19 protein-coding genes are annotated in these 20,192 nt (G+C 72.0%); 7 read left to right on the top strand and 12 right to left on the bottom strand.

Translation table 11 applies throughout. From position 1 onward, the window contains the following. Positions 1-135: 135 nt before the first annotated feature. From Cco03nite_RS36885 to Cco03nite_RS36845, 9 genes are all read right to left on the bottom strand, one after another. Positions 136-1,035, bottom strand: coding sequence for a phytoene/squalene synthase family protein (locus tag Cco03nite_RS36885; RefSeq protein WP_203698664.1), 900 nt, complete (start codon positions 1,033-1,035; stop codon positions 136-138). Positions 1,036-1,511: 476 nt separating this feature from the next. Continuing rightward, positions 1,512-2,516: a sugar phosphate isomerase/epimerase family protein gene (locus Cco03nite_RS36880; protein ID WP_203698658.1), complete on the bottom strand. Its 1,005-nt coding sequence runs from the start codon at positions 2,514-2,516 to the stop codon at positions 1,512-1,514. A 115-nt stretch (positions 2,517-2,631) separates the two neighbouring features. Continuing rightward, positions 2,632-3,807: a Gfo/Idh/MocA family protein gene (locus tag Cco03nite_RS36875; protein WP_203698663.1), complete on the bottom strand. Its 1,176-nt coding sequence runs from the start codon at positions 3,805-3,807 to the stop codon at positions 2,632-2,634. Between the two features lie 89 nt (positions 3,808-3,896). Beyond that, the gene (locus Cco03nite_RS36870; protein WP_203698657.1) at positions 3,897-4,952 is read right to left on the bottom strand and encodes a substrate-binding domain-containing protein; all 1,056 of its coding nucleotides are present in this window, start codon (positions 4,950-4,952) and stop codon (positions 3,897-3,899) included. Positions 4,953-5,088: 136 nt separating this feature from the next. After that, positions 5,089-6,171: an ABC transporter permease gene (locus Cco03nite_RS36865; RefSeq protein WP_373314418.1), complete on the bottom strand. Its 1,083-nt coding sequence runs from the start codon at positions 6,169-6,171 to the stop codon at positions 5,089-5,091. A gap of 2 nt (positions 6,172-6,173) precedes the next feature. Next, positions 6,174-7,724 carry a sugar ABC transporter ATP-binding protein gene (locus tag Cco03nite_RS36860; protein ID WP_239167960.1) on the bottom strand — a complete coding sequence of 517 codons (1,551 nt, stop codon included), beginning with the start codon at positions 7,722-7,724 and terminating at the stop codon, positions 6,174-6,176. Positions 7,725-7,749: 25 nt separating this feature from the next. Next, on the bottom strand, positions 7,750-8,937 hold the full coding sequence (locus Cco03nite_RS36855) for an ROK family transcriptional regulator (RefSeq protein WP_203698655.1): 1,188 nt from the start codon (positions 8,935-8,937) through the stop codon (positions 7,750-7,752). Between the two features lie 721 nt (positions 8,938-9,658). Then, positions 9,659-10,156 (bottom strand): GbsR/MarR family transcriptional regulator, encoded by a 498-nt coding sequence (locus tag Cco03nite_RS36850; RefSeq protein ID WP_203698654.1) that lies wholly within the window; start codon positions 10,154-10,156, stop codon positions 9,659-9,661. Between the two features lie 125 nt (positions 10,157-10,281). Next, positions 10,282-10,719, bottom strand: coding sequence for a hypothetical protein (locus Cco03nite_RS36845; protein WP_203698653.1), 438 nt, complete (start codon positions 10,717-10,719; stop codon positions 10,282-10,284). 159 nt (positions 10,720-10,878) lie between these two features. Between Cco03nite_RS36845 and Cco03nite_RS36840 the strand changes: the two genes are divergently transcribed. After that, on the top strand, positions 10,879-11,802 hold the full coding sequence (locus Cco03nite_RS36840) for a DUF1835 domain-containing protein (protein WP_203698652.1): 924 nt from the start codon (positions 10,879-10,881) through the stop codon (positions 11,800-11,802). Between the two features lie 9 nt (positions 11,803-11,811). On the opposite strand, the gene Cco03nite_RS36835 is transcribed toward Cco03nite_RS36840, so the two are convergent. Beyond that, positions 11,812-12,366, bottom strand: coding sequence for a DM13 domain-containing protein (locus Cco03nite_RS36835; RefSeq protein ID WP_373314417.1), 555 nt, complete (start codon positions 12,364-12,366; stop codon positions 11,812-11,814). A gap of 112 nt (positions 12,367-12,478) precedes the next feature. Between Cco03nite_RS36835 and Cco03nite_RS36830 the strand changes: the two genes are divergently transcribed. From Cco03nite_RS36830 to Cco03nite_RS36805, 6 genes are all read left to right on the top strand, one after another. Further along, positions 12,479-13,183 (top strand): response regulator transcription factor, encoded by a 705-nt coding sequence (locus Cco03nite_RS36830; protein ID WP_203698651.1) that lies wholly within the window; start codon positions 12,479-12,481, stop codon positions 13,181-13,183. Further along, positions 13,176-14,189 carry a sensor histidine kinase gene (locus tag Cco03nite_RS36825; RefSeq protein WP_203698650.1) on the top strand — a complete coding sequence of 338 codons (1,014 nt, stop codon included), beginning with the start codon at positions 13,176-13,178 and terminating at the stop codon, positions 14,187-14,189. Before Cco03nite_RS36830 ends, Cco03nite_RS36825 begins: the two co-directional genes overlap by 8 nt. A 129-nt stretch (positions 14,190-14,318) precedes the next feature. Then, positions 14,319-15,350 carry a lactonase family protein gene (locus tag Cco03nite_RS36820; protein WP_203698649.1) on the top strand — a complete coding sequence of 344 codons (1,032 nt, stop codon included), beginning with the start codon at positions 14,319-14,321 and terminating at the stop codon, positions 15,348-15,350. A 243-nt stretch (positions 15,351-15,593) separates the two neighbouring features. Beyond that, positions 15,594-15,884 (top strand): GlsB/YeaQ/YmgE family stress response membrane protein, encoded by a 291-nt coding sequence (locus Cco03nite_RS36815; protein WP_203698648.1) that lies wholly within the window; start codon positions 15,594-15,596, stop codon positions 15,882-15,884. Positions 15,885-15,993: 109 nt separating this feature from the next. Continuing rightward, positions 15,994-16,491, top strand: coding sequence for a hypothetical protein (locus tag Cco03nite_RS36810; protein WP_203698647.1), 498 nt, complete (start codon positions 15,994-15,996; stop codon positions 16,489-16,491). A 126-nt stretch (positions 16,492-16,617) separates the two neighbouring features. Continuing rightward, positions 16,618-17,007 (top strand): PaaI family thioesterase, encoded by a 390-nt coding sequence (locus Cco03nite_RS36805; protein WP_239167962.1) that lies wholly within the window; start codon positions 16,618-16,620, stop codon positions 17,005-17,007. 194 nt (positions 17,008-17,201) lie between these two features. Here Cco03nite_RS36805 and Cco03nite_RS36800 read toward each other — a convergent pair whose 3' ends face one another. Together Cco03nite_RS36800 and Cco03nite_RS36795 are read right to left on the bottom strand one after the other, a co-directional pair. Beyond that, entirely contained in the window at positions 17,202-18,668 is a 1,467-nt protein-coding gene (locus Cco03nite_RS36800; protein ID WP_203698646.1) for a pyridoxal phosphate-dependent decarboxylase family protein, read from the bottom strand. Then, the gene (locus tag Cco03nite_RS36795) at positions 18,665-20,059 is read right to left on the bottom strand and encodes an MFS transporter (RefSeq protein WP_203698645.1); all 1,395 of its coding nucleotides are present in this window, start codon (positions 20,057-20,059) and stop codon (positions 18,665-18,667) included. The genes Cco03nite_RS36800 and Cco03nite_RS36795 overlap by 4 nt, the downstream gene beginning before the upstream one ends. Between the last annotated feature and the right edge of the window lie 133 nt (positions 20,060-20,192).

The following is a 20,192-nucleotide window of genomic DNA, read 5'->3' as shown; positions in this document are numbered from 1 at the left end:
CTTAACGCTCCGCGTTATAGAAGGTGCCCTTCTTAACGTCTGACCGGCTTTGACCTGCGGTGCCGCTCGGCACCGCCGCACGGACCGCATCGGCCCGGGTCGCGGGCCTGTGAGGGTTAAGAAGGTGCCCTTCCTCTACGCGGGGCGATGTGAAGGTGCCCTTCCTTTCGTCAGGAGGGCTTGGGTGAGGAGGCGGGCGCGGCGGTGGGCGGGGACCACGGCGCGGCGGGCGAAGACGTCGTGGTCGGCGCGCTCGATCTCGTCGAGGATCGCGGCGTAGACCAGGTAGGCCGTGCGTACGCAGGTGCGGGAGGTGCCGGGGAGCAGGTCGAGGCCTGGTAGCGCGGCGGCGTAGTGGGTGCGGGCGCGGGTGATCCCGTGCGCGATGAGGCTCTTGATCTGTGGCGTGGCTCGGGCGGCCGCGGCGGCGGCGCGCAGGTCGGCGGTGGTGACGCCGAATCGGGCGAGGTCGTCCTGGGGCAGGTAGACGCGGTCGCGGGCGAGGTCCTCGGCGACGTCGCGCAGGAAGTTGGTGAGCTGGAACGCCAGGCCGAGCTGCCGCGCGGGCTCGCGGGCCGCGGCCGGGTCGGCGGGGCCGAGGATCGGCAGCATCAGGGTGCCGATCACCGCCGCGGAACCCTCCATGTACGACAGAAGTGCCGAGTAGTCGGCGTACCGGCGCACGGTGAGGTCCATCGCCATGCTGTCCAGGAACGCGGCGAAGTCGGCGAGGTCCAGGTCGAAGACGCCGACGGTGTGCAGCACGGCGGGCAGCAGCGGGTCGTCCACGGGTTCGCCGTGCAGCCCGGCGAGGAAGCGGTCGGACCAGTCGCGCAGCCGCCGGGCGCGGTCCTCGGGGGTGCCGGTGTCGGTGCGGTCGACGATCTCGTCGGCGTACCGGGCGAAACCGTACAGGGCGTGCACGTGCGGGCGTTTCCCGGCGGGCAGCAGCCGGGTGGCGAGGAAGTAGCTGCGACCGTGCCGGCGGTGCAGGTCCCGGCAGCGGCGGTACGCCTCCGCGAGTTCTGTGGGGATCGGGCAGCGGCGGTATGCCTGCGCAAGCTCCACTGGGATCGAGGCGATCGCCTCGCGGCTGCCCGCGACGAAACCCGCCGACGCCCCGCGGGGCCGGTCCGCGTCTGCCGGGACACGCCCGGCCGCCGTACCCACCTGCCGCACTGCCGCCGCTCCCCCGCACCCCGCCGCGCGCACGTACGCGCAGGCCAAAGCACGATCCTAGGCACGGCGCACCGACGCGCCGCCACCGGGCGAGCGGGAAGAGATCGCCGTTTGCGGTCAGAAGGTGAGGTCCGGCCCCAGATTCCGGCCAGAAACGGCGATCATGCCCAGTACGCCGGAACCCGGCCCGAAGCCGCGGCAGCAGCCCTGCGACGTGAACAAGGGCACCTTCTTCAACGCTCCGCGTTGAAGAAGGTGCCCTTGTTTCGGTACGGGGGTGGTGCGGGCCCGCCGGCCGTCACGTGGGAGCAGCGGCCGGCGGGGGCCGTGGCTCAGTCCGAGCTGAAAGCCGCGTCGAACGAGGCGGTCGGCGGGTCGAAGAGCAGGCCACGCACGAACTCCAACGCCTGGGGAGCCCCCACGAGCCGGTCCATGCCCGCGTCCTCCCACTCGATCGAGATCGGGCCGGTGTAGCCGATCGAGTTCAGGGCGCGGAAGCAGTCCTCCCACGGCACGTCGCCGTGGCCGGTGGACACGAAGTCCCAGCCCCGGCGCAGGTCCGCCCAGGGCAGGTGGGACGACAGGATGCCGCGGCGGCCGTCGCCCATGCGCACCTTCGTGTCCTTGCAGTCCACGTGGTAGATGCGCTCGGCGAAGTCGAGGATGAAACCGACCGGGTCGCAGCCCTGCCACACCATGTGCGACGGGTCCCAGTTCAGGCCGAACGCGGGCCGGTTGCCCAGCGCGTCCAGGGTGCGGCGGGTGGTGTGGTAGTCGTACGCGATCTCGCTGGGGTGCACCTCGTGCGCGAAGCGCACGCCGACCTCGTCGTACACGTCGAGGATCGGGTGCCAGCGGCGGGCGAACTCCTCGTACCCGGCGTCGATCATCGACTGCGGCACCGGCGGGAACATGGCCACGAAGTGCCAGATCGGCGAGCCGGTGAACCCGACGACGACGTCCACGCCGAGCTTGGCGGCGGCGCGAGCGGTGTCGGCCATCTCGGCGGCGGCGCGCTGGCGTACGCCTTCGGGCTCGCCGTCACCCCAGATGCGGGCGGGCAGGATGCCCTTGTGCCGCTCGTCGATCGGGTTGTCGCAGACCGCCTGGCCGACCAGGTGGTTGGAGATCGCGTAGACGCTCAGCCCGTACTTGTCGAGCTGGGCGCGCTTACGCGGGATGTAGGTCTCGTCCGACAGCGCCTTGTCGACCTCGAAGTGGTCGCCCCAGCAGGCGATCTCCAGGCCGTCGTAGCCCCACTCGGACGCCAGTCGGCAGACCTCCTCGAACGGGAGGTCCGCCCACTGGCCGGTGAACAGGGTGATGGGTCGGGGCATGTGTTCGCTCTCCGATCGTGTGCGGGACTGCCGGGGTGCGTCGAGCGGAAGTCATGGGTGAGAGGGCCGGTCGGTCGGCGTCCGACCGGCCCTCCCACGTTCAGTGCCGGTGCGGTCAGGCCGCGACCGGGATGGCGGGCTGCGCCACCTGCGTCCAGGCGGACCCGGACGCGGCGGACTGCTGCACCGCCTCTAGCACGAGCTGCACGCCGAGCGCCTCCTCGAAGGAGGGGTGAGGGTCGAGGCCCTCCGCCACGGCCTGCACGAAGTCGCGCATCTGGTGGGTGAAGGAGTGCTCGTAGCCGATGATGTGGCCCGGCGGCCACCACGCCGACAGGTACGGGTGCTCCGGCTCGGTGACCAGGATCCGGTTGAAGCCCTGCTCGGCGGCCGGCTTGGTCGCGTCGTAGAACTCCAGCTCGTTGAGGCGCTCCAGGTCGAACACCAGCGAGCCGAGCGAGCCGTTGATCTCCACGCGGAGGCCGTTCTTGCGCCCCATCGCGAAGCGGCTGGCCTCGTACGTGGCGATCGCCCCGCCGGACAGCCGCGCCGTGAACACCGCGGCGTCGTCGACGGTCACCTGGCCGACGGCCTGGCCGTCCCCGTTGGCGGAGGCGGCCAGGCCGCTCATCTCGCTCGGGATCGGCCGCTCCTTGATGAACGTCTCGGTCAGCCCGCTCACGCCGGTGATGCGCTGGCCGGTGACGTACTGGGTCAGGTCGATGATGTGCGCGCCGATGTCGCCGAGCGCGCCCGACCCCGCCCGCTCCTGCTGAAGGCGCCAGACCAGCGGGAACTGAGGGTCGGTGATCCAGTCCTGCAGGTACACGGCACGCACGTGGCGGATCACTCCGAGCCTGCCGGCGGCGATCATCTGACGCATCAGCGCCGCCGCCGGCACGCGCCGGTAGTTGAACCCGCACAGGGTACGAATACCCGACTCCCGCGCCGCGGCTGCGGCATCGACCATCGCCCGGGCCTCCGCCACGGAGTTCGCCAGCGGTTTCTCGCACATGACGTGCTTGCCCGCCGCGAGGGCGGCGATGGTGATCTCGGCGTGGCTGTCGCCGGGCGTGCAGACGTCGATCACGTCGATGTCGTCCCGGGCGATCAGCTCCCGCCAGTCCGTGACGTAGCCGTCCCAGCCGAGCTTGTCGGCCGCCTCGGACACCTTGGCCTCGTCACGGCCGCAGACCGCCGCCATCCGGACCCGCAGGGGCAGGTCGAATGCGCGGTTCACGGTGCGCCACGCCTGTGAGTGCGCGGCGCCCATGAACGCGTAGCCGACCATGCCGACCCGCAGTTCCTGTTTGTCGTTTGTGGACACGGGGTGGGCTCCTCCGTTACCGAGCCCGCTGGTGCGGGCGAACCATGTCGGGCTTAGAAACCGAGCTTGAGGTACGTGCTCGCGTTCTCTTTCGTGATCGTCTCGGAGGCCAGGATGACCTCCTTCGGCACCTGCAGCTCCACCAGGTCGGACATGCCCCGGCCCTGGGCGATCAGGCGGGCCAGCGAGATCGCCGACGACGCCATGGACGGGCTGTAGGTGACCGTGGCCTTGAGCACGGTCTTGTCGGCGGCGATGTCCTCGATCGCCTTCTTCGAGCCGGCGCCGCCGACCATGAAGAACTCGCTGCGGTTCGCGGCCGTGATCGCGGCCAGCACGCCGATGCCCTGGTCGTCGTCGTGGTTCCAGATGGCGTCGATCTTCGGCAGCGCCTGCAGGAGGTTCTGCGCCTCCTTCTGGCCCGAGTCGGCGGTGAAGCGCGCCGCGCGGCGGTTGGCCACGGTGAAGCCGTAGGTGGCCAGCGCGGCCTTGAAGCCCGCACTGCGCTCCTGGGTCAGCTCCAGCTCGTCCATGCCGGCGATCTCGCCGATGACCGGGCTGGCGACGTTCTTCGCCTTGAGCGCCTTGCCGATGTAGTGACCGGCGGCCACGCCCATGCCGTAGTTGTCGCCCTTGATCTGCAGGCGGTACGCCAGCGCGTCGGGGAAGGCGCGGTCCAGGTTCACGACCGGGATGCCCGCCTCCATCGCCTTGAGGCCGAACGCGTTGAGCTCCTTGCCGTCGTGCGGCAGCAGCACGATCACGTCGGGCTTCTCGGCGATCAGGGTGTCCAGCGCGGCACGCTGCGCCGCGGCGTCCTTGCCCGCCTCGACCTGCTTGAACGTGACGTCCTTGTACGCCCCGGCCTGCGCCTTGGCGTTGTTGGTGATCGCCGCGATCCAGCCGTGGTCGGCGGCCGGGGCGGAGAAGCCGATCGTGACCGCCTTGCCGGCGGCCGCGTTCGGGTTGGACGTGTCCTCGCCCTTGGTCTGCGCCGGGGTCGGCGTCTGCTCGTTGCTGGTGCAGGCGGTGAGCAGGGCGCCGGCGGCGATCGCCGTGCCACCGAAGAGGAGCCGGCGGCGGGACGTGTCCGGAATCGAGTTGGTCATCACGACCTCCTGGTCGTCGCGAGGGTGTGTTCGGTCTGGCGGCCGTCGCGATCGACGGTCACCCCAGGTGGAGCGGGCTGTGCGGTGATGGAACCTAAGCCGGGGCGGGCCGATCGGGCGCCCGCCCCGCGGCGGGTCAGGTCTGCGGTTTCGCCCGGGTAAGACCGTGCCTCCGGGCGAACTGCGTGACGGACGAGAACCGCACCTGCTGGAGAAGGACCGCGACCACGATGATCGCGCCCTTGACCATGTTCTGGACCTCGGTGGGCAGGTTGGCGATGGCGAACAGGTTGGTGATCGCGGAGAACACGATCACGCCGAACAGCGAGCCGATGATGGTGCCGCGGCCGCCGGACAGCAGCGTGCCGCCGATGATCGCCGCGGCGATCGCATCGAGTTCGTAGAGTTCGGCCGCGGCCGCCTGGGACGAGGTGGCGAGCGAGGTGAGCATGATCGCGGCGATGCCGCAGCACAGGCCCGAGAGGGCGTACAGCAGCATGGTGTGGCCGCGGACGTTGATGCCGGCCAGGCGGGCCGCCTCGGCGTTGCCGCCGATGGCGACGGTGCGCCGGCCGAAGGTGGTGCGGTTGAGCAGCACCCAGCCGAGCCCGGCGACCGCCAGCAGGATGATGACCAGCAGCGGGATGCCGACGATCCGCGTGGTGGCGAGGCTGTTGATGAACTGGTCGGCGGAGATCTGGGTCTGCTTGCCGGAGATCTGCGCCGCCAGGCCGCGTGCCGCGACCAGCATCGCCAGGGTGGCGATGAAGGGCACCAGCTTGCCGTATGCGATGAGCACGCCGTTGACCAGGCCCGCGCCGACGCCGACGGCGACCGCCGTGAAGATCATGCCGACCGGGCCGAAGCTCTGCGTGGCCAGCGTCGTGGCCCACACGCCGGACAGCGCGATCAGCGCGCCGACGGACAGGTCGATGCCGCCACCGATGATCACGAAGGTCATGCCGACGGTGACCACGCCGATCGCGGCCGCCTGGGTCAGGATGACCATGATGTTGTTGATGACCCAGTCCGGGTTGGAATACAGGTCGGGCCGGATGAACGCGCCGATGGCGAACAGCGCCAGCAGCACCCCGACCAGGCCCAGGTTGCGCCGCATCGGCTCCTGCGCCTCGTCCTTCCACCAGCTCGTCTTGGCGACGGCCGGGGCGGTGTGGGGCGGGTGCCCGCCGGGCGCTTCCACCTTCTCTTCACTGGACACGCTCACGCGGCCACCTCTTCAGTCGTCGCGGCGGTCAGCGATCCCGCCATAACCAGATCGAGTACGTCTTCCTCGTTGATCTCGGCCGCGGGCGCTTCGCGCACCACCCGGCCCTCGCGCATGACGAGGACCCGGTCGGCCAGGCCGAGCACCTCGGGCACCTCGCTGGAGACCAGCAGCACCCCGACGCCGTTCGCGGCGAGGTCGCGGATCACCTGGTAGAGCTCCGCCCGCGCGCCGACGTCGACGCCGCGCGTCGGCTCGTCGAGGATCAGCAGCCGGGTGTCGCCCAGCAGCCACCGGCCCACGACCACCTTCTGCTGGTTGCCGCCGGACAGCGTGCGCACCGCGCGGTTGACGTCGCGGGGGCGCAGCTCCAGCTGGTCGGCCACCCGCATCGCCGCGGCCTGCTCCTTGCCGGCGTTGGTGAACCCGGCGCTGGCGTACGAGCTGAAGTTGGTCAGCGTCATGTTGCGGTAGATCGGCTGGCCCAGCAGCAGCGCCTGGCTCTTGCGCTCCTCCGGGGCCATGCCGATGCCGGCCCGCACCGCCGCGGCGACGCTGCCGGGCGGCAGTGCCTTGCCGTTCATCACCACGGTGCCCGCCTCGGCCTGCCGAGCGCCGAAGATCGTCTCCAGCAGCTCGGAGCGGCCGGAACCGACCAGGCCCGCGATGCCGACGATCTCCCCCGCGCGCACGTCGACGTCCACGCCGGTGAACTCGCCGGAGCGGCCCAGCCCGCGCACCTCCAGCAGCGTCTCGCCCGGGGCGGTGTCCGGCCGGGGCGGGAAGACGTACTCGATGGAGCGGCCGGTCATCCGGCTCACCAGGTCACGGGTCGGCGTGCTGCGGGCCGGCAGGTTGACCGCCGAGGTGCGCCCGTCCTTGAGCACGGTGACCCGGTCACCGATCTCGCGGATCTCCTCCAGCCGGTGCGAGATGTAGACCACCGCGATGCCCTGCGCGGTCAGCTCCCGGATGATCCGGAACAGGTTGCCGACCTCGTCGTGCGCGAGCACCGCGCTGGGCTCGTCCATGATGATCAGCTTGGCCGAGTGCGACAGCGCGCGGGCCATGCTGACGATCTGCTTGCCCGCGGCGGGCAGCGACTTGACCAGCCGCTGCGCCGGGATCTCGCCGTGGCCCAGCCGGCCCAGCAGCTCGCCGGCCTGGCGCGCGGCCTGGCCCTTGTGTACGAAGCCGAGGCTGCGCGGCTCGTGCCCGAGGTAGATGTTCTCCGCCACCGACAGGTAGTCGACGAGGTCGAGCTCCTGGTAGATGGTGGCGATGCCGGCCTTCATCGCGGCCTGCGGCCCGCTGAACTCGACCCGCTCCCCCAGCCACTGCACGTCGCCCGCGTCGGGGCGGTGCACGCCGGCCAGCACCTTGATCAGCGTGGACTTGCCCGCGCCGTTCTGGCCCAGCAGGCAGTGCACCTCACCCGCGCGCACCTCCAGCTCGACGCCGTCGAGGGCCCGTACGCCCGGGAAGGTCTTGACCACACCCGACAGCCGCAGGACCACCTCACCGGTGTCCGCCGCCTGCTCGCTCATGCTCGACTCCTCGGTCATCTGAAGCTCAGGCCTGCTCGAAGGCGATCTCGCTGGCCAGCACCGCGGCGCCGGCGACGCCGGCGCGGGGGCCCAGCTCGGACAGCACCAGGGGCAGGTTGCCGGTGGCCAGCGGCAGCGACCGCCGGTACACCACGCTGCGGATCTCGGCGAGCATGATGTGGCCCAGCTGGGCCAGCCCGCCGCCGATGACGATCATCGAAGGGTTCACGAAGCTGACCAGCCCGGCCAGCACGGTGCCGATGCGGCGGCCGCCGTCGCGGATCAGCTGGACGCAGACCACGTCGCCCTCGACCGCGGCGATCGCCACGTCCATCGCGGTCACCGCGCCGTTGGTCGCCAGCCGCTCGGCCAGCGCGGGCGAGGTGCCCGAGCGCGCCGCCGCGGTGGCCTCGCGGGCCAGCGCGGCCCCGCTGAACACGGCCTCCAGGCAGCCGACGTTGCCGCAGGTGCAGACCGGCCCGTGGCTGTCGACCTGGATGTGGCCGATGTCGCCGGCGCAGCCGTCGGTGCCCCGGTAGACCTCGCCGCCGAGGAAGACGCCGCAGCCGATGCCGGTGCCGATCTTCACGAACAGGAAGTTGTCGACCGAGTGCGCCACGCCCGCGTTGCGCTCGCCCACGGCCATGATGTTCACGTCGTTGTCCACCACGGCCGGGCACCCGTGCTCCCGCGTGAGCAGCTCGCGCACGGGGAAGCGGTCCCAGCCGGGCATTATCGGCGGCGAGACGGGCACGCCGTCGCGGAAGCTGACCGGGCCGGGCACGCCGATGCCGATGCCGTCGAGGTGCGTGAACGCGCCCTCCACCTTGGCCTTGGCGAGCAGCTCGTTGACCCGCTGCAGGGTGACCTTCGGGCCGCTGCGGATGTCGGCCGGCTCGCTGTAGTGCGCGACCGGCTCCAGCCGGCCGTTGGTCACCTCGACGTCGATCGACGTCGCACCGAGGTCGACGCCCGCGAAACGCATGCCGGGGTTCAGCTCCACCAGCGTGGACCGGCGACCGCCGCGCGACTCCGCCGGGCCCGCCTCGGCGACGTGGCCACCGGCGACGAGCCGGTCGAGCTCGCCGAGCAGTCGCGGACGGGGGATGTCCAGCCGGTCGGCGAGTTCGGCACGCGACAGCGCACCCTCGTCTCGCAGCAGCCGCAGCACTCTGACGTGCAGCGGGTCCCAGAGCGTCCGCGCAAGGCTCATCCGCTCGTTCCTCCGACCTGATAGGACTCCACCGATGTGGTGTGTCGCACAGGTTACGAGCTTTCGACAATCGTGTCCATAGCTTCTCGCCGAATCCGCGAAACTTTTGTTTGATCTAGCAGAAGTTAGCCATGACCATCCAGAACACCCCCTCCCCTACTGCGCAAGTCTTAAAAAGTCGCGGTCTCATAACGGTCTCCAGACCGCGACTCCGTCAGACTTGCGCCCCCGATCCGGGGCGGGCGCGCGGGGCGAGGCGTCGTCGCAGGTAGGGCGGGCTTGATCAGGAGGACGGGGGGTCCGTGTGGTGGCGGATGCGCGTTCGGCGACGACGACCGCGTCTGGCGCGTTTCGGGTCGGCGATGGCCGAAAGGCGGCCCGAAGGCGTCGGCGGCGGGTGGAAAAGACGTCCGCGCGCGACGGCAGGGGACTGTTCATGTCGCGCCGGAACCCTCGGACGGTCCGGCCGGCGGACGCCACGCGACCCCGCCGGGACGGCGCGGCCACGCGAGTGAACGCCCCCGATTCACGCCAGGCATCGCGAAAAGTCGCCCTCGTTCACAGCACGCCCCTTTCCGACGGCGCGCCCCCACGCATGATCGTCCGACTTGCCCGGCAGGTGGGCGAAAGTGCGCTCAAGATACGCACAGGTGCCAGGCAAGTCGAGCGATCATGAAGCGCCGCGCGGCGGGGCGGCGGGCGGGACCGGTGGGGCGCGGGGTCAGGCGCGCGGGAGGCGCTGCTCCTGCCAGCGCTGCATCGCGCCGCCGACCTGCTCCTCGACGAAGCGGAAGAAGTCGCGCAGGTCGGCCATGCGTTCGCCCGCCAGGGTCCGCGCGCCGCCGGCGGCCTTGATGACGACGTCGGCCTCGTCGGAGAACTGGCCGTAGAAGCCGCGCTTGGCGGTGGTCACGCCGTACCAGGGCTGGTCGGGCAGGCGGTAGCGGTCGCGGCGGGAACCGGGCGCGGGTTCGCGTACGACGAAGCCCATCTGCATCAGGTAGCGGACGGCGCCGGAGATGGCGGCGGCGCTGACGCCCAGCCGTTCGGCGAGGTCACCGGCGGTCAGCGAGGTCTCCTCGGCGCTCATCATGGTCATCAGCACCCGGGACGGCATCCGGGGGAAACCCATGTCGGCCAGCATCATCGCCATGTGCTCCACCGACCGGCGCACACCGTCCTCATCACGCGGCACGACCGCGGCAACCTCGTCGCTCATCAAGGACGATCATAACAAGCTTAGGAGTATTCACAATTTTATGAACAACGTGCACGTTCCCTCGTACGGCCGCACCGTGCGGTGCCCGCCTCGGCCGCGGGCACCGCGTGGTGTGGAACAGGGAGCTAGGAGCCCGCGCCCTTGGCCGTGCCGGTCAGCGCGCCGACCACCCAGCCGACGAACAGCCCGTAGGCCGAGCCCGCGGCAGCGGCCTGGAGCGCCCCCACGAACGTGGGGTCACTGATGATGAACGCGGTGATGAAGGCCGCCAGCGCCGATCCGAAGATCAGTGCCGACCAGCCCAGCAGGAAGCCGCCGGCGCCGCCGGTGACCGCCTTGCTGACCACGCCGAGGATGAGGGCCACGAAGAGGACGAGCAACAGCGCGCGCAGGTCGTCGGCGAGCAGCCGGCGCATCGCGCCGCTGGATCCGTCGACGGGACCGAAGGCCCACCGGGGCCAGGTCAGCACACGCAGGAACCAGCCCCAGGCACTGTCGGAGCTGGTGTGCCTCGACACCCACTCCACGAAGGGCTGATTACCGAACAGAAGGACGAGCGCCACGGTTGCGATGATCCCGGCACCTGTCACCGTACGAGTTCGCGCCATGACTAATGATAGTTTCCTAAGCCTGCATATGTCGATGGGTCATACCGCTGGTAACACCTGCCTTTCCCGCCCGTCGACCGGTCGCCGGCGGCTGTCGCACCTAGACTGACGGCCATGCGCACCGCCCACGTACGCTGCGGCGACGACCTCCGGGAGACCCTCGGGCCGGCCGGCTTCCCGGGTGATTTCGTGCCGTTCACGGACCCGGTGTGCCAGGGTCCCGTCCCCCGCACGGCTGACCCGGCCGAGTTCGACGCGATCCGAGCGGACTGGCTCGCCGGGGCGTACGACCTGGACACCGCGCCCGTACGGGAGCGCCTGACACAGGAGCGGGCCGGCCTCGACACCCTGGACGCGTACGACCGGGTGCTGCTCTGGTTCGAGCACGACTGGTTCGACCAGGCCGTCCTGATCCGGCTGCTCGCGCTGCTGGCCCACCGGCCCGCGCTGCACGGGCGGCTGTCCCTGCTGTCGATCGACATGTTCCCCGGCGAGGACCCGTTCATCGGGTTCGGGCAGCTGTCCGCGCCGCAGCTGGCGACGCTCGCCGGGCGGGAGCGGCCGGTCACCGCCGAGCAGTTCGCCGAAGCGGAACGGGCCTGGGCCGCGCTCGCCGCGCCGGACCCCGCCGCGCTGGCCGCGACCGGTGGCGACGCGCTGCCATACCTGCCCCGGGCGGTCCGCCGGCACCTCGCCGAGCTGCCGTGGACCACGGACGGGTTGTCGCTGTCCGAGCGGCTGTGCCTGCGCGCGGTCAGCCCCGGGCCGCTGCCGTTCGCAGCCGTCTACCGGGCGCACCAGGACGCCGATCCGCTGCCGTACCTCGGTGACGTGATGCTGCTGCCGGTGCTGCGGCGGCTGCACGACGCGGAGCGCCCGGCGCTGGCGCTGCGCGGCGGTGAATACCAGCTCACCGCGTACGGCCAGCGGATCCTGCACGGCGACGCGACCTGGCAGACGTTCCCGCGCTGGGCCGGCGGGGTGCTGCTGCCCGGCTGGCGGTGGGACCCCGACGCGGCCCGCCCCGTCCCGGCCTGAGCGGCGCCGTCAGGCCTCCAGCGGGGCGGCGGCGAAGGAGACCTTGAAGCGGGCGCACCAGATGGTGACGCTGCGCAGCTGCGTCGGGTCGACGTTCGCGGGCACGTCGTAGACCTGGGTGCCGTGGGTGCCCTTGAGGCGGCCCAGCTCGACGTGCTTGCCGTCGTCGAAGACGTGCCAGCCGGCGCGGCCGGGCAGCACGGGCTGGTCGGTCAGCCATACCCGCAGGTCGGGGCCGTCCGATGTGGCCAGGTCGCGCAGGATCACCTGGTGGCGGCCGTCGGGCAGCCGCACCAGCTGCGCGGTCCCGGAGCTGTCGTGCTCGTGCGTGACCAGCTTGCCTTCCGCCAGCAGCACCGCGACGGCCGACGGCGAGGGCGCGCCCCCGCTCGGGGAGCCCGGCGACGGCGTCACGCCCGTGGACACGACCGCCGGGGCGGCGTCGTTGACGGTCTTCGAGGTGAGCAGCTTCCAGGGCTGGAACCAGTACAGTCCGAACGCCAGGCCCACGGCCAGCACCGCGGCCACCGCCCAGACGGCGGGCTTGCGGAACATCCTCGTCATGCCCTGACGCTAAGGCCGGCGGGGACCCCGTGGGACCCACGTTCGCGGATCGTAAGGTTCCGATGCCGGCGGCCTCCGGCCACCGCCGATGATCTCGACGTACGCTCGCGGCATGGCCACCAGTGTGCTCGTCGTCGACGACGACCCGACCGTCAGCGACGTGGTACGCCGCTACCTGGAGCACGCCGGGCACCGGGTGGTGCTGGCCGCCGACGGGCAGGCCGCGCTGGACGCGTACGCCCGGGAACGGCCGGACCTGATCATCCTGGATCTGATGCTGCCCGTGCTCGACGGGCTGGAGGTGGCCCGGCGGCTGCGCGCCGCGCCCGGCCCCGGCGTGCCGATCATCATGCTGACCGCGCTCGGCGAGGAGGTCGACCGCATCGCCGGGCTGCAGGTCGGCGCGGACGACTACGTGACCAAGCCGTTCTCCCCGCGGGAGCTGGTGCTGCGCGCCCAGTCCGTGCTGCGCCGCACCGGCCCGCAGGCCGCCCCGGTGGCCGTGCTGACCGACGGGGACCTCGTCGTCGACCCGGTACGCCGCACCGCCCACCTCGCCGGCCGCGAGCTCGCGCTGACCGTACGCGAATTCGACCTGCTCGCCTTCCTGATGGCGCACCCGAACGAGGCGCTGCGCCGGGCCCAGCTGCTGGAGTCGGTGTGGGGCTGGACCTTCGGCGACCAGTCCACGGTCACCGTCCACGTGCGACGGCTGCGCGAGAAGATCGAGCCCGACCCGGCCGCGCCGCGGCGCATCCACACCGTCTGGGGCGTGGGCTACCGGTACGAGCCGGTGCAGGCGGGCGACGGTGCGTGACCTGCTGCTGATCCTGCTCGCCGCGCTGGCCGGCGCGGCGGTCGTCTGGCTGCCCGCGGCGCTGCTGCTGCGCCTGCTGCACCGCCGCTCGATCACGCTGAACGTGTGCGTGCTGCTGGTGGCCACGGTGCTGGCGATGCTGGCCGGGGTCTTCGCGGTCGCCGAGGGCATGTTCATCTCCGCGCACGACCTGCAGGTGCTGCTCATCGTGGTGCCGCTGTCCGGGCTGGTCAGCCTGCTGATCGGCGGCTGGGTGGCGTGGCGGCTGGCTCGCTCGGCGATGTGGGCCGCCGACGCCCGCGAGCGCGAGCGCCAGGTCGAGGCGAGCCGCCGCGACCTGGTCGCCTGGGTGTCGCACGACCTGCGCACCCCGCTGGCCGGCATGCGGGCCATGGCCGAGGCACTGGAGGACGGGGTGGTCAGCGACCCGGCCACGGTCGCCGAGTACCACCGCCGCATCCGCACCGGCACCGACCGGATGGCCGCGCTGGTCGACGACCTGTTCGAGCTGTCGCGGATCAACGCCGGGGCGCTGCAGCTGTCCCCGGTGGACGTGCCGCTGGGCGAGGTGGTCTCCGACGCCGTCGCCGCGGCCGCGCCGGTCGCCGCCGCGCGGGGCGTACGCCTGGTCGCCGACGGCGACTGGCCCGTGGTCCGGGCGGGCGAGCGCGAACTGTCCCGGATCGTGGCGAACCTGGTGCTCAACGCGGTCCGTTACACACCCCCCGACGGCACCGTGACGGTCACCGGCGGCCGCGACGCCGAGGGCGGCTGGCTGGCCGTCGACGACACCTGCGGCGGCATCGCCGAGCCCGACCTGCCCCGCGTGTTCGACGTGGCGTTCCGCGGCGCGAAGGCGCGCACCCCTGACGCGGACGGCGGCGGGGGCGGGCTCGGCCTGGCCATCGTCGCGGGGCTCGTCGACGCGCACGGCGGCCGGGTCGACGTGGCGAACACCGCCGCCGGCTGCCGGTTCGAGGTCCACCTGCCCGCCGCATCCGCCTGACGGATACGCGCGGGCGGCACCGGTTCCGGCGGCGCCGGCCTCCGGCGTGCCGCAGCGCGGCCGGTCCCGGCGTCCGGCCTGCGGGACGGATCCGGAGGGCCTCGTGGATCGCGCACTAAGCTGCCTGCCATGCCTTCGGTTCCCCCTGACCTGGTCCACATCGGCTCCTACACGGCCAAGGCCGGCACCGCCCAGGCGATAACCGCCTGGCGGCAGGACCCGGACACCGGGCGGCTGGAACCGGCGGGCGCCCCCGTCGCGGCGGTCGACCCGTCGTGGCTCGCCTGGCACCCCGCCGGCACCCACCTGTACGCGGCCAGCGAGTCCGCCGCGCAGGTGCTGTCGTACGCGGTGACCGGGGACGGGCTGGAGCTGCTCGGCGCGCAGCCCAGCGGCGGCGCGGACCCCTGCCACCTGGCCGTCGACCCGCGGGGCCGGTTCGTGGTGGCGGCCAACTACAGCGGCGGGTCCGTCGCCGTGTTCGCGATCGGCGCCGACGGCGCGCTGCTGCCGTACCACCAGCTCGTGGCGCACGAGGGCAGCGGCCCGGACCCGGACCGCCAGGAGGGACCGCACGCGCACATGGCCCTGCTCGCGCCCGACGGGCTGCTCCACGTCACCGACCTGGGCACCGACGAGGTCCGCAGCTACGCCGTCGAGCCCGACGGGCTGCGGCCCGTGGCGGCCTCGCCGCTGGTCGCCGGGATGGGGCCGCGCCACCTGGCCGTACACCCGTCCGGGGTGGTGTTCGTCGCCGGTGAGCTGGACTCGACCGTGGTGGCCTGCGCGGTCGCGGACGGCGTGCTGCGGCCGGTGTCGAGCGTCGCGGCTACGGCCGGCGAGCCGAGTGAGCGCAACTACCCGAGCCACCTGGAGTGCTCGCCCGACGGGCGCTTCCTCTACGTCGCGAACCGGGGCGCGGACTGCCTCACCGTGTTCGCGGTGGAGGGGACCGCGCTGCGGCCGGTCGCTGACGTGCCGACGGGGCGCTGGCCGCGGCACTTCGCGCTGCTCGGGGACTTCGTGTACGTGGCGGACCAGGACGGCGACACGGTGAGCGTGTACCGCCGCGACCCGGCCACCGGCCTGCCCGAGCCGACCGGCGACACCGTGTCGGTGCCCAACCCGTCCTGCGTCCTACCCGCCCCGCACCGCGCCTGATCCCCCTGCGCCCGCCCCGCTCTTGCATCGACGTTGGCCTATGACATCGAATTTTCGAGGCTCGGATTCGACGAGATAGGCCAACGTCGATGGTGGGCGGGGCGGGGCGAGGGTCGCGCCGGAGGGTGCGTGCAGGATGCTCGCCGGGGTGCGGGACGTCGGCGAATATCCCCAAAGAACTCCATACCCTCCCGGGACCGGCCGATACTGGCGACGTAGCAGTCATGATCACGGGAGGCGTACATGATCGGGGCGATCCTCTGGGGCATCATCGGCGGCGCGATCGTCGGTTACCTGGGCCGGCTGCTGCTGCCGGGCCGGCAGAACATCTCCGCGCTGATGACGGTGATCGCGGGCATCCTGGCCGCGACGCTGGGGGGCATCATCGCCACCTGGCTCGGCGTCGGCGAGACCCGAGGGATCGACTGGATCAGGCACATCATCCAGCTCGCACTGGCCATGTTCTTCGTCTGGCTGGCCGCGAGGATGTCCGCCAAACGCCATACGCAGGCGGTGCAGCCGCGTACCCGCTGATCTCCGGAGAGCCGGGCGCACGTCCGCTGTGCGCCCGGGTACGCAGGATTAATCAGTACACACTGGACACAGATGTTTACTGACCGTGGCGCACGGCAATCGCAGCGCCATGGTACTGACCGCATCGCGATACCGCACCGCGACCGGTGCGGGCGTCATCGCCGCACTCATCCTCGTGCTGGTGTTCGGCAGCCCCGTCTACGTCGACTGGGCCAACGACAACGCCGACACCAACACCGCCGGTGGCTGGTTCCTCAAGCTGCTGACGTGGCCTGCCTGGAGCTTCGACGCGGACAGCTCGGTGCAGGACGTGCTCGCCGCCGACCTCAAGGCGATCCTGCTCATCATCTTCACGGCGGTGTTCCTGGCCCTGTCGACCAACGCCCAGCTGGGACGCGCCCGCGGCACGTTCAGCCAGCTGATGGCCGGCTGGTCCGGGTACATCTTCGCGGGTGCGGTGGCGGGTCTGCTGACCGCCTTCATCCGCTCGGACGCCTCCCTGCTGGGGGCCTTCCAGGCGGCCGGTTCCGGCGCGATCTACGGCCTGTTCGTGGGCTGGATCGTCGGAGTCGCCACGCTGGGCCACTACCGCGGCTCCACGCCCTGAGCCCCACGGCCCAGCTGATTCTGGGGAATCCGCCCCTCCGCTCCCCCGGAGGCCGCGGGTTCCCCGGAACCGTCTTCCGGCCCCTGTCTGCCGTGGTGACCGGCGGGTAACGTGCGGCGGGTGGAGATGACTTACGACACGACCATGCAGGGCGCGCTGGCCGAGCGCATGGGCATCAAGCTGCTGGAGGCGACCCCGGAACGGCTGGTCGCGACGATGCCGGTGGAGGGCAACACCCAGCCGTTCGGCCTGCTGCACGGCGGCGCGTCCTGCGTGCTGGCCGAGACCCTCGGCTCGATCGGCGCGACCCTGCACGGCTCGACCATCGGCCGGCCGTACGCCGTGGGCGTCGACATCAGCGCCACCCACCACCGCGCCGCCCGCTCCGGCCTGGTCACCGGCGTGGCCACCCCGCTGCACCGCGGCGGCAGCATCGTCACCTACGAGATCGTCATCACCGACGAGGACGACCAGCGCATCTGCACCGCCCGCCTGACCTGCCTCCTCCGCAAGTAACCCCTGACGAAGGAAGGGCACCTTCCCCACCGTATGCGTAGAGGAAGGGCACCTTCTTAACCTCGCACCGGGTTTGACCTGGCACGGCGACGCCGAGCCGGTCACCCGGGCGTGTCCCCGCCGGTCAGCGGCGGAGAAGGTTAAGAAGGTGCCCTTCCTCTACCTATGACGATGTGAAGGTGCCCTTCCTTCGGTTACCAGGAGGGGCGTTGGAGGAGGCTGACGAACTCGACCAGGAGGCGTTCGCGCAGGCGGGGCGGGGCGGCGGCGAGGACGGCGTTGACGACGGCCAGGCGGGGGGCCGCGCCGGGTTCGCCGCCGGTGAGGCCGAAGGTCTCGGCCAGGCCGGCGACCATCTCGGGGGTGAGCTGGTCCGGTGGGAGGTGGGCGGCCATCGCGAGCAGCTCGGCGGGCAGCTCGACCGGGCCGTGGGCGCGGGCGGCGGCGGCCGACTCGGCCAGCGCCGGGCCGAACTGGGGCACCTGCGGCAGCACGGACGCGGTGACGGTGAGGTGGATGCTGGCCGGGATGCCCTGGTACGGCAGCTGCGGCTGGGTGTGCCAGCCCCGCGCCGACAGCTCGTCGGCGAGCACGAACAGGTCCAGCCCCGGGTCGTCCGAGGTCAGGCACACGACCGTGAAGTCGGCCGGGGCGAGCAGCCGCAGCCCGTCCACCTCGGCCACGGCCTTGGCCAGCCCGGCGACGGCGTCGCGGGTCTGCCGGGCGAGTTCCAGGTAGCCCTCGTCGCCGACGTGCCGCAGCGTCGCGAACGCCGCCGCGATCGGCCCGCCGGACCGCGTCGACGAGATCACCGGGTTGACCATGGTGTAGCCGGGCCAGTCGGCGAACGCGAAGTACTGCGGGCGGCGCAGCCCGGCGTCGCGGTGCAGCAGCACCGAGACACCCTTCGGGGTGTACGCGTACTTGTGCAGGTCCACCGACATGCTCGTGACACCCGGGAGGCTGAAGTCGAACGCGGGCACCGCGACCCCGACCCGGCGCAGGAACGGCAGCGCCCAGCCGCCGAAGCACGCGTCCACGTGGCAGCGCACGCCCCGCTCCAGAGCGATCGCGGCGATCTGCTCGACCGGATCGACGACCCCCTGCGCGTACGACGGCGCGGAGCACGCCACCAGCACCGTGTCCGCGGTGATCGCGGCGGCGACCGCGGCCGGGTCGGGCGTGAACGTCTCCGGGTCGACCGGCACCAGGTCCAGCGCCACGCCCAGGTAGTGCGCGGCCTTGGCGAACGCCGCGTGCGCGGTCGACGGGATCACCAGCCGCGGCGCGGCGATCTCCGGGTGCGCGTCGCGGGCCGTCTTCACGGCCAGGATCAGCGACTCGGTGCCGCCGCTGGTGACCGAGCCGACCACGTCCGGCGCGGTGGTCCCGGGGCCCGCCCCGAGCACCCGGGCCGCAGCGGCGACCAGCGCGTTCTCGGTGGCCAGCAGCGACGGGAACGCCGTCGGGTCCAGTCCGTTGACGTGCGCGGACAGGGCGTACGCGGACATCGCCAGCTCGTCGAGTCCGGCCTTGGCCGGGTCGTACACGTAGGCGAACAGCCGCCCGCCGTGCGTTGGCAGGTCGGCGGCGCGCATGCCGCGCAGCTCGGCGAGCACCTGGTCAGCGGGCACGCCCTGGGGCGGAAGTGCGTCGATCATCGGGTCACCGTACCCGTCTCCACCTGCACCGATGCCAGGCGCTCCGGGGTCAGGTCGTACTTGCGCAGCAGCAGCGTCACCGGGCCGACCAGCAGCGCGGGCACCACGCTGAAGCCGAGCAGCACGCCGAGCCGGGCACCGTCGGACTGCACCGCCGCGCCGCTCGCCGAGGAGGCGTAGCCGGACAGTTGCAGCACCAGCGCGTAGAGGCCGGGGCCGAGTGCGAGGCCGAACGTCTCCCCCGCCGTCCACAGGCCGGTGAACACGCCCGCCTGGCGGCGGCCGGTGCGGGCGGCGTCGTACGCCACGCAGTCGGGCAGCATCGCCATCGCGAACACCTGCTGGCCCGCGTACCCGACGCCGATCAGGCCCGTGATCACGTACGCGACCACCGGCGGCACCGAACCGGCCACGATCAGCGCCAGCGCGCCCCCGGCCAGCAGCACCGAGGCCAGGACCAGTGCCTTCGTCTTGCCGACCCGCGCGCCGACCCGGCTCCACAGCGGCATGACCAGCAGCGCCGGGCCGACGAAGCAGGCGAACAGCAGCGTCGGGCCGTCCTCGGGACGCTGCAGCACGTGGTCGGCGACGTACTTGACCCCGGCCAGCATCGTCGCGACGCCGATCGACTGCACCACGAACACGGTCAGCAGCACGGTGAACGGCCTGTTCCGGCGTACCACGGCGAGCTGCGCGCGCAGCGTCGGCTCGCTCTCGGTGACCCGGCCGACCGGCGCGCGCCGGGTGCCCAGGAACGAGCCCAGCGCCCCGACCACGATCAGCGCGGCGACGAACACGCCCATCCAGCGGTGGCCGGGCACGCCCCCGCCGCCGGCCTGCACGACGATCGGGGCGACCGCGCCGGAGACCAGGATCGCCACCGCGAGCACGGCGACCCGCCAGGTCATCAGCCGGGTGCGCTCGCTGTAGTCGTCGGTCATCTCGGCGGGCATCGCCACGTAGGGGACCTGGAAGAAGGCGTACGCGGTGGCGGTGGCCAGGAAGGCCACCGCGACGTAGATCGCCGACCCCGAACCGGCCCCGAACGGCCCGGCGAACATCAGCGCGAACAGCACCGCCACGGCCAGGCCGCCGAACAGCAGGTACGGCCGGCGCGCGCCCCAGCGCGAGACGGTGCGGTCGGAGATCCGGCCCGCGACCGGGTTGATCAGCACGTCCCACGCCTTCGGCACCAGCACCAGCAGGCCGGCCAGCCCGGCGGCGACGCCGAGGTTGTCGGTGAGGTACGGCAGCAGGAGCAGGCCGGGCACGGTGCCGAAGGCACCGGTGGCCAGCGAGCCCAGCGCGTATCCGGCGCGTACGCCGCCGGTCAGCGGCTGGTCCTGGTCAGGGGCGGTGACCTCGGAGGATGCGGGGGGCGACACGGTCATGGCTGCGGATGGTACGCGGGATGTGGCGTAGCGCACAGAGGGAGGTGAGGGAATTTCACACAGTTCTTGATGCTTCAACAATCAAGTAGCAACGGGCGCGTTACCTGAGACGGGCACGTTCCGACGACGAGAC

The organism is Catellatospora coxensis, assembly GCF_016862635.1.
Classification (GTDB): Bacteria; Actinomycetota; Actinomycetes; order Mycobacteriales; family Micromonosporaceae; genus Catellatospora; species Catellatospora coxensis.
This window is presented reverse-complemented; position numbering and strand designations above follow the sequence as displayed.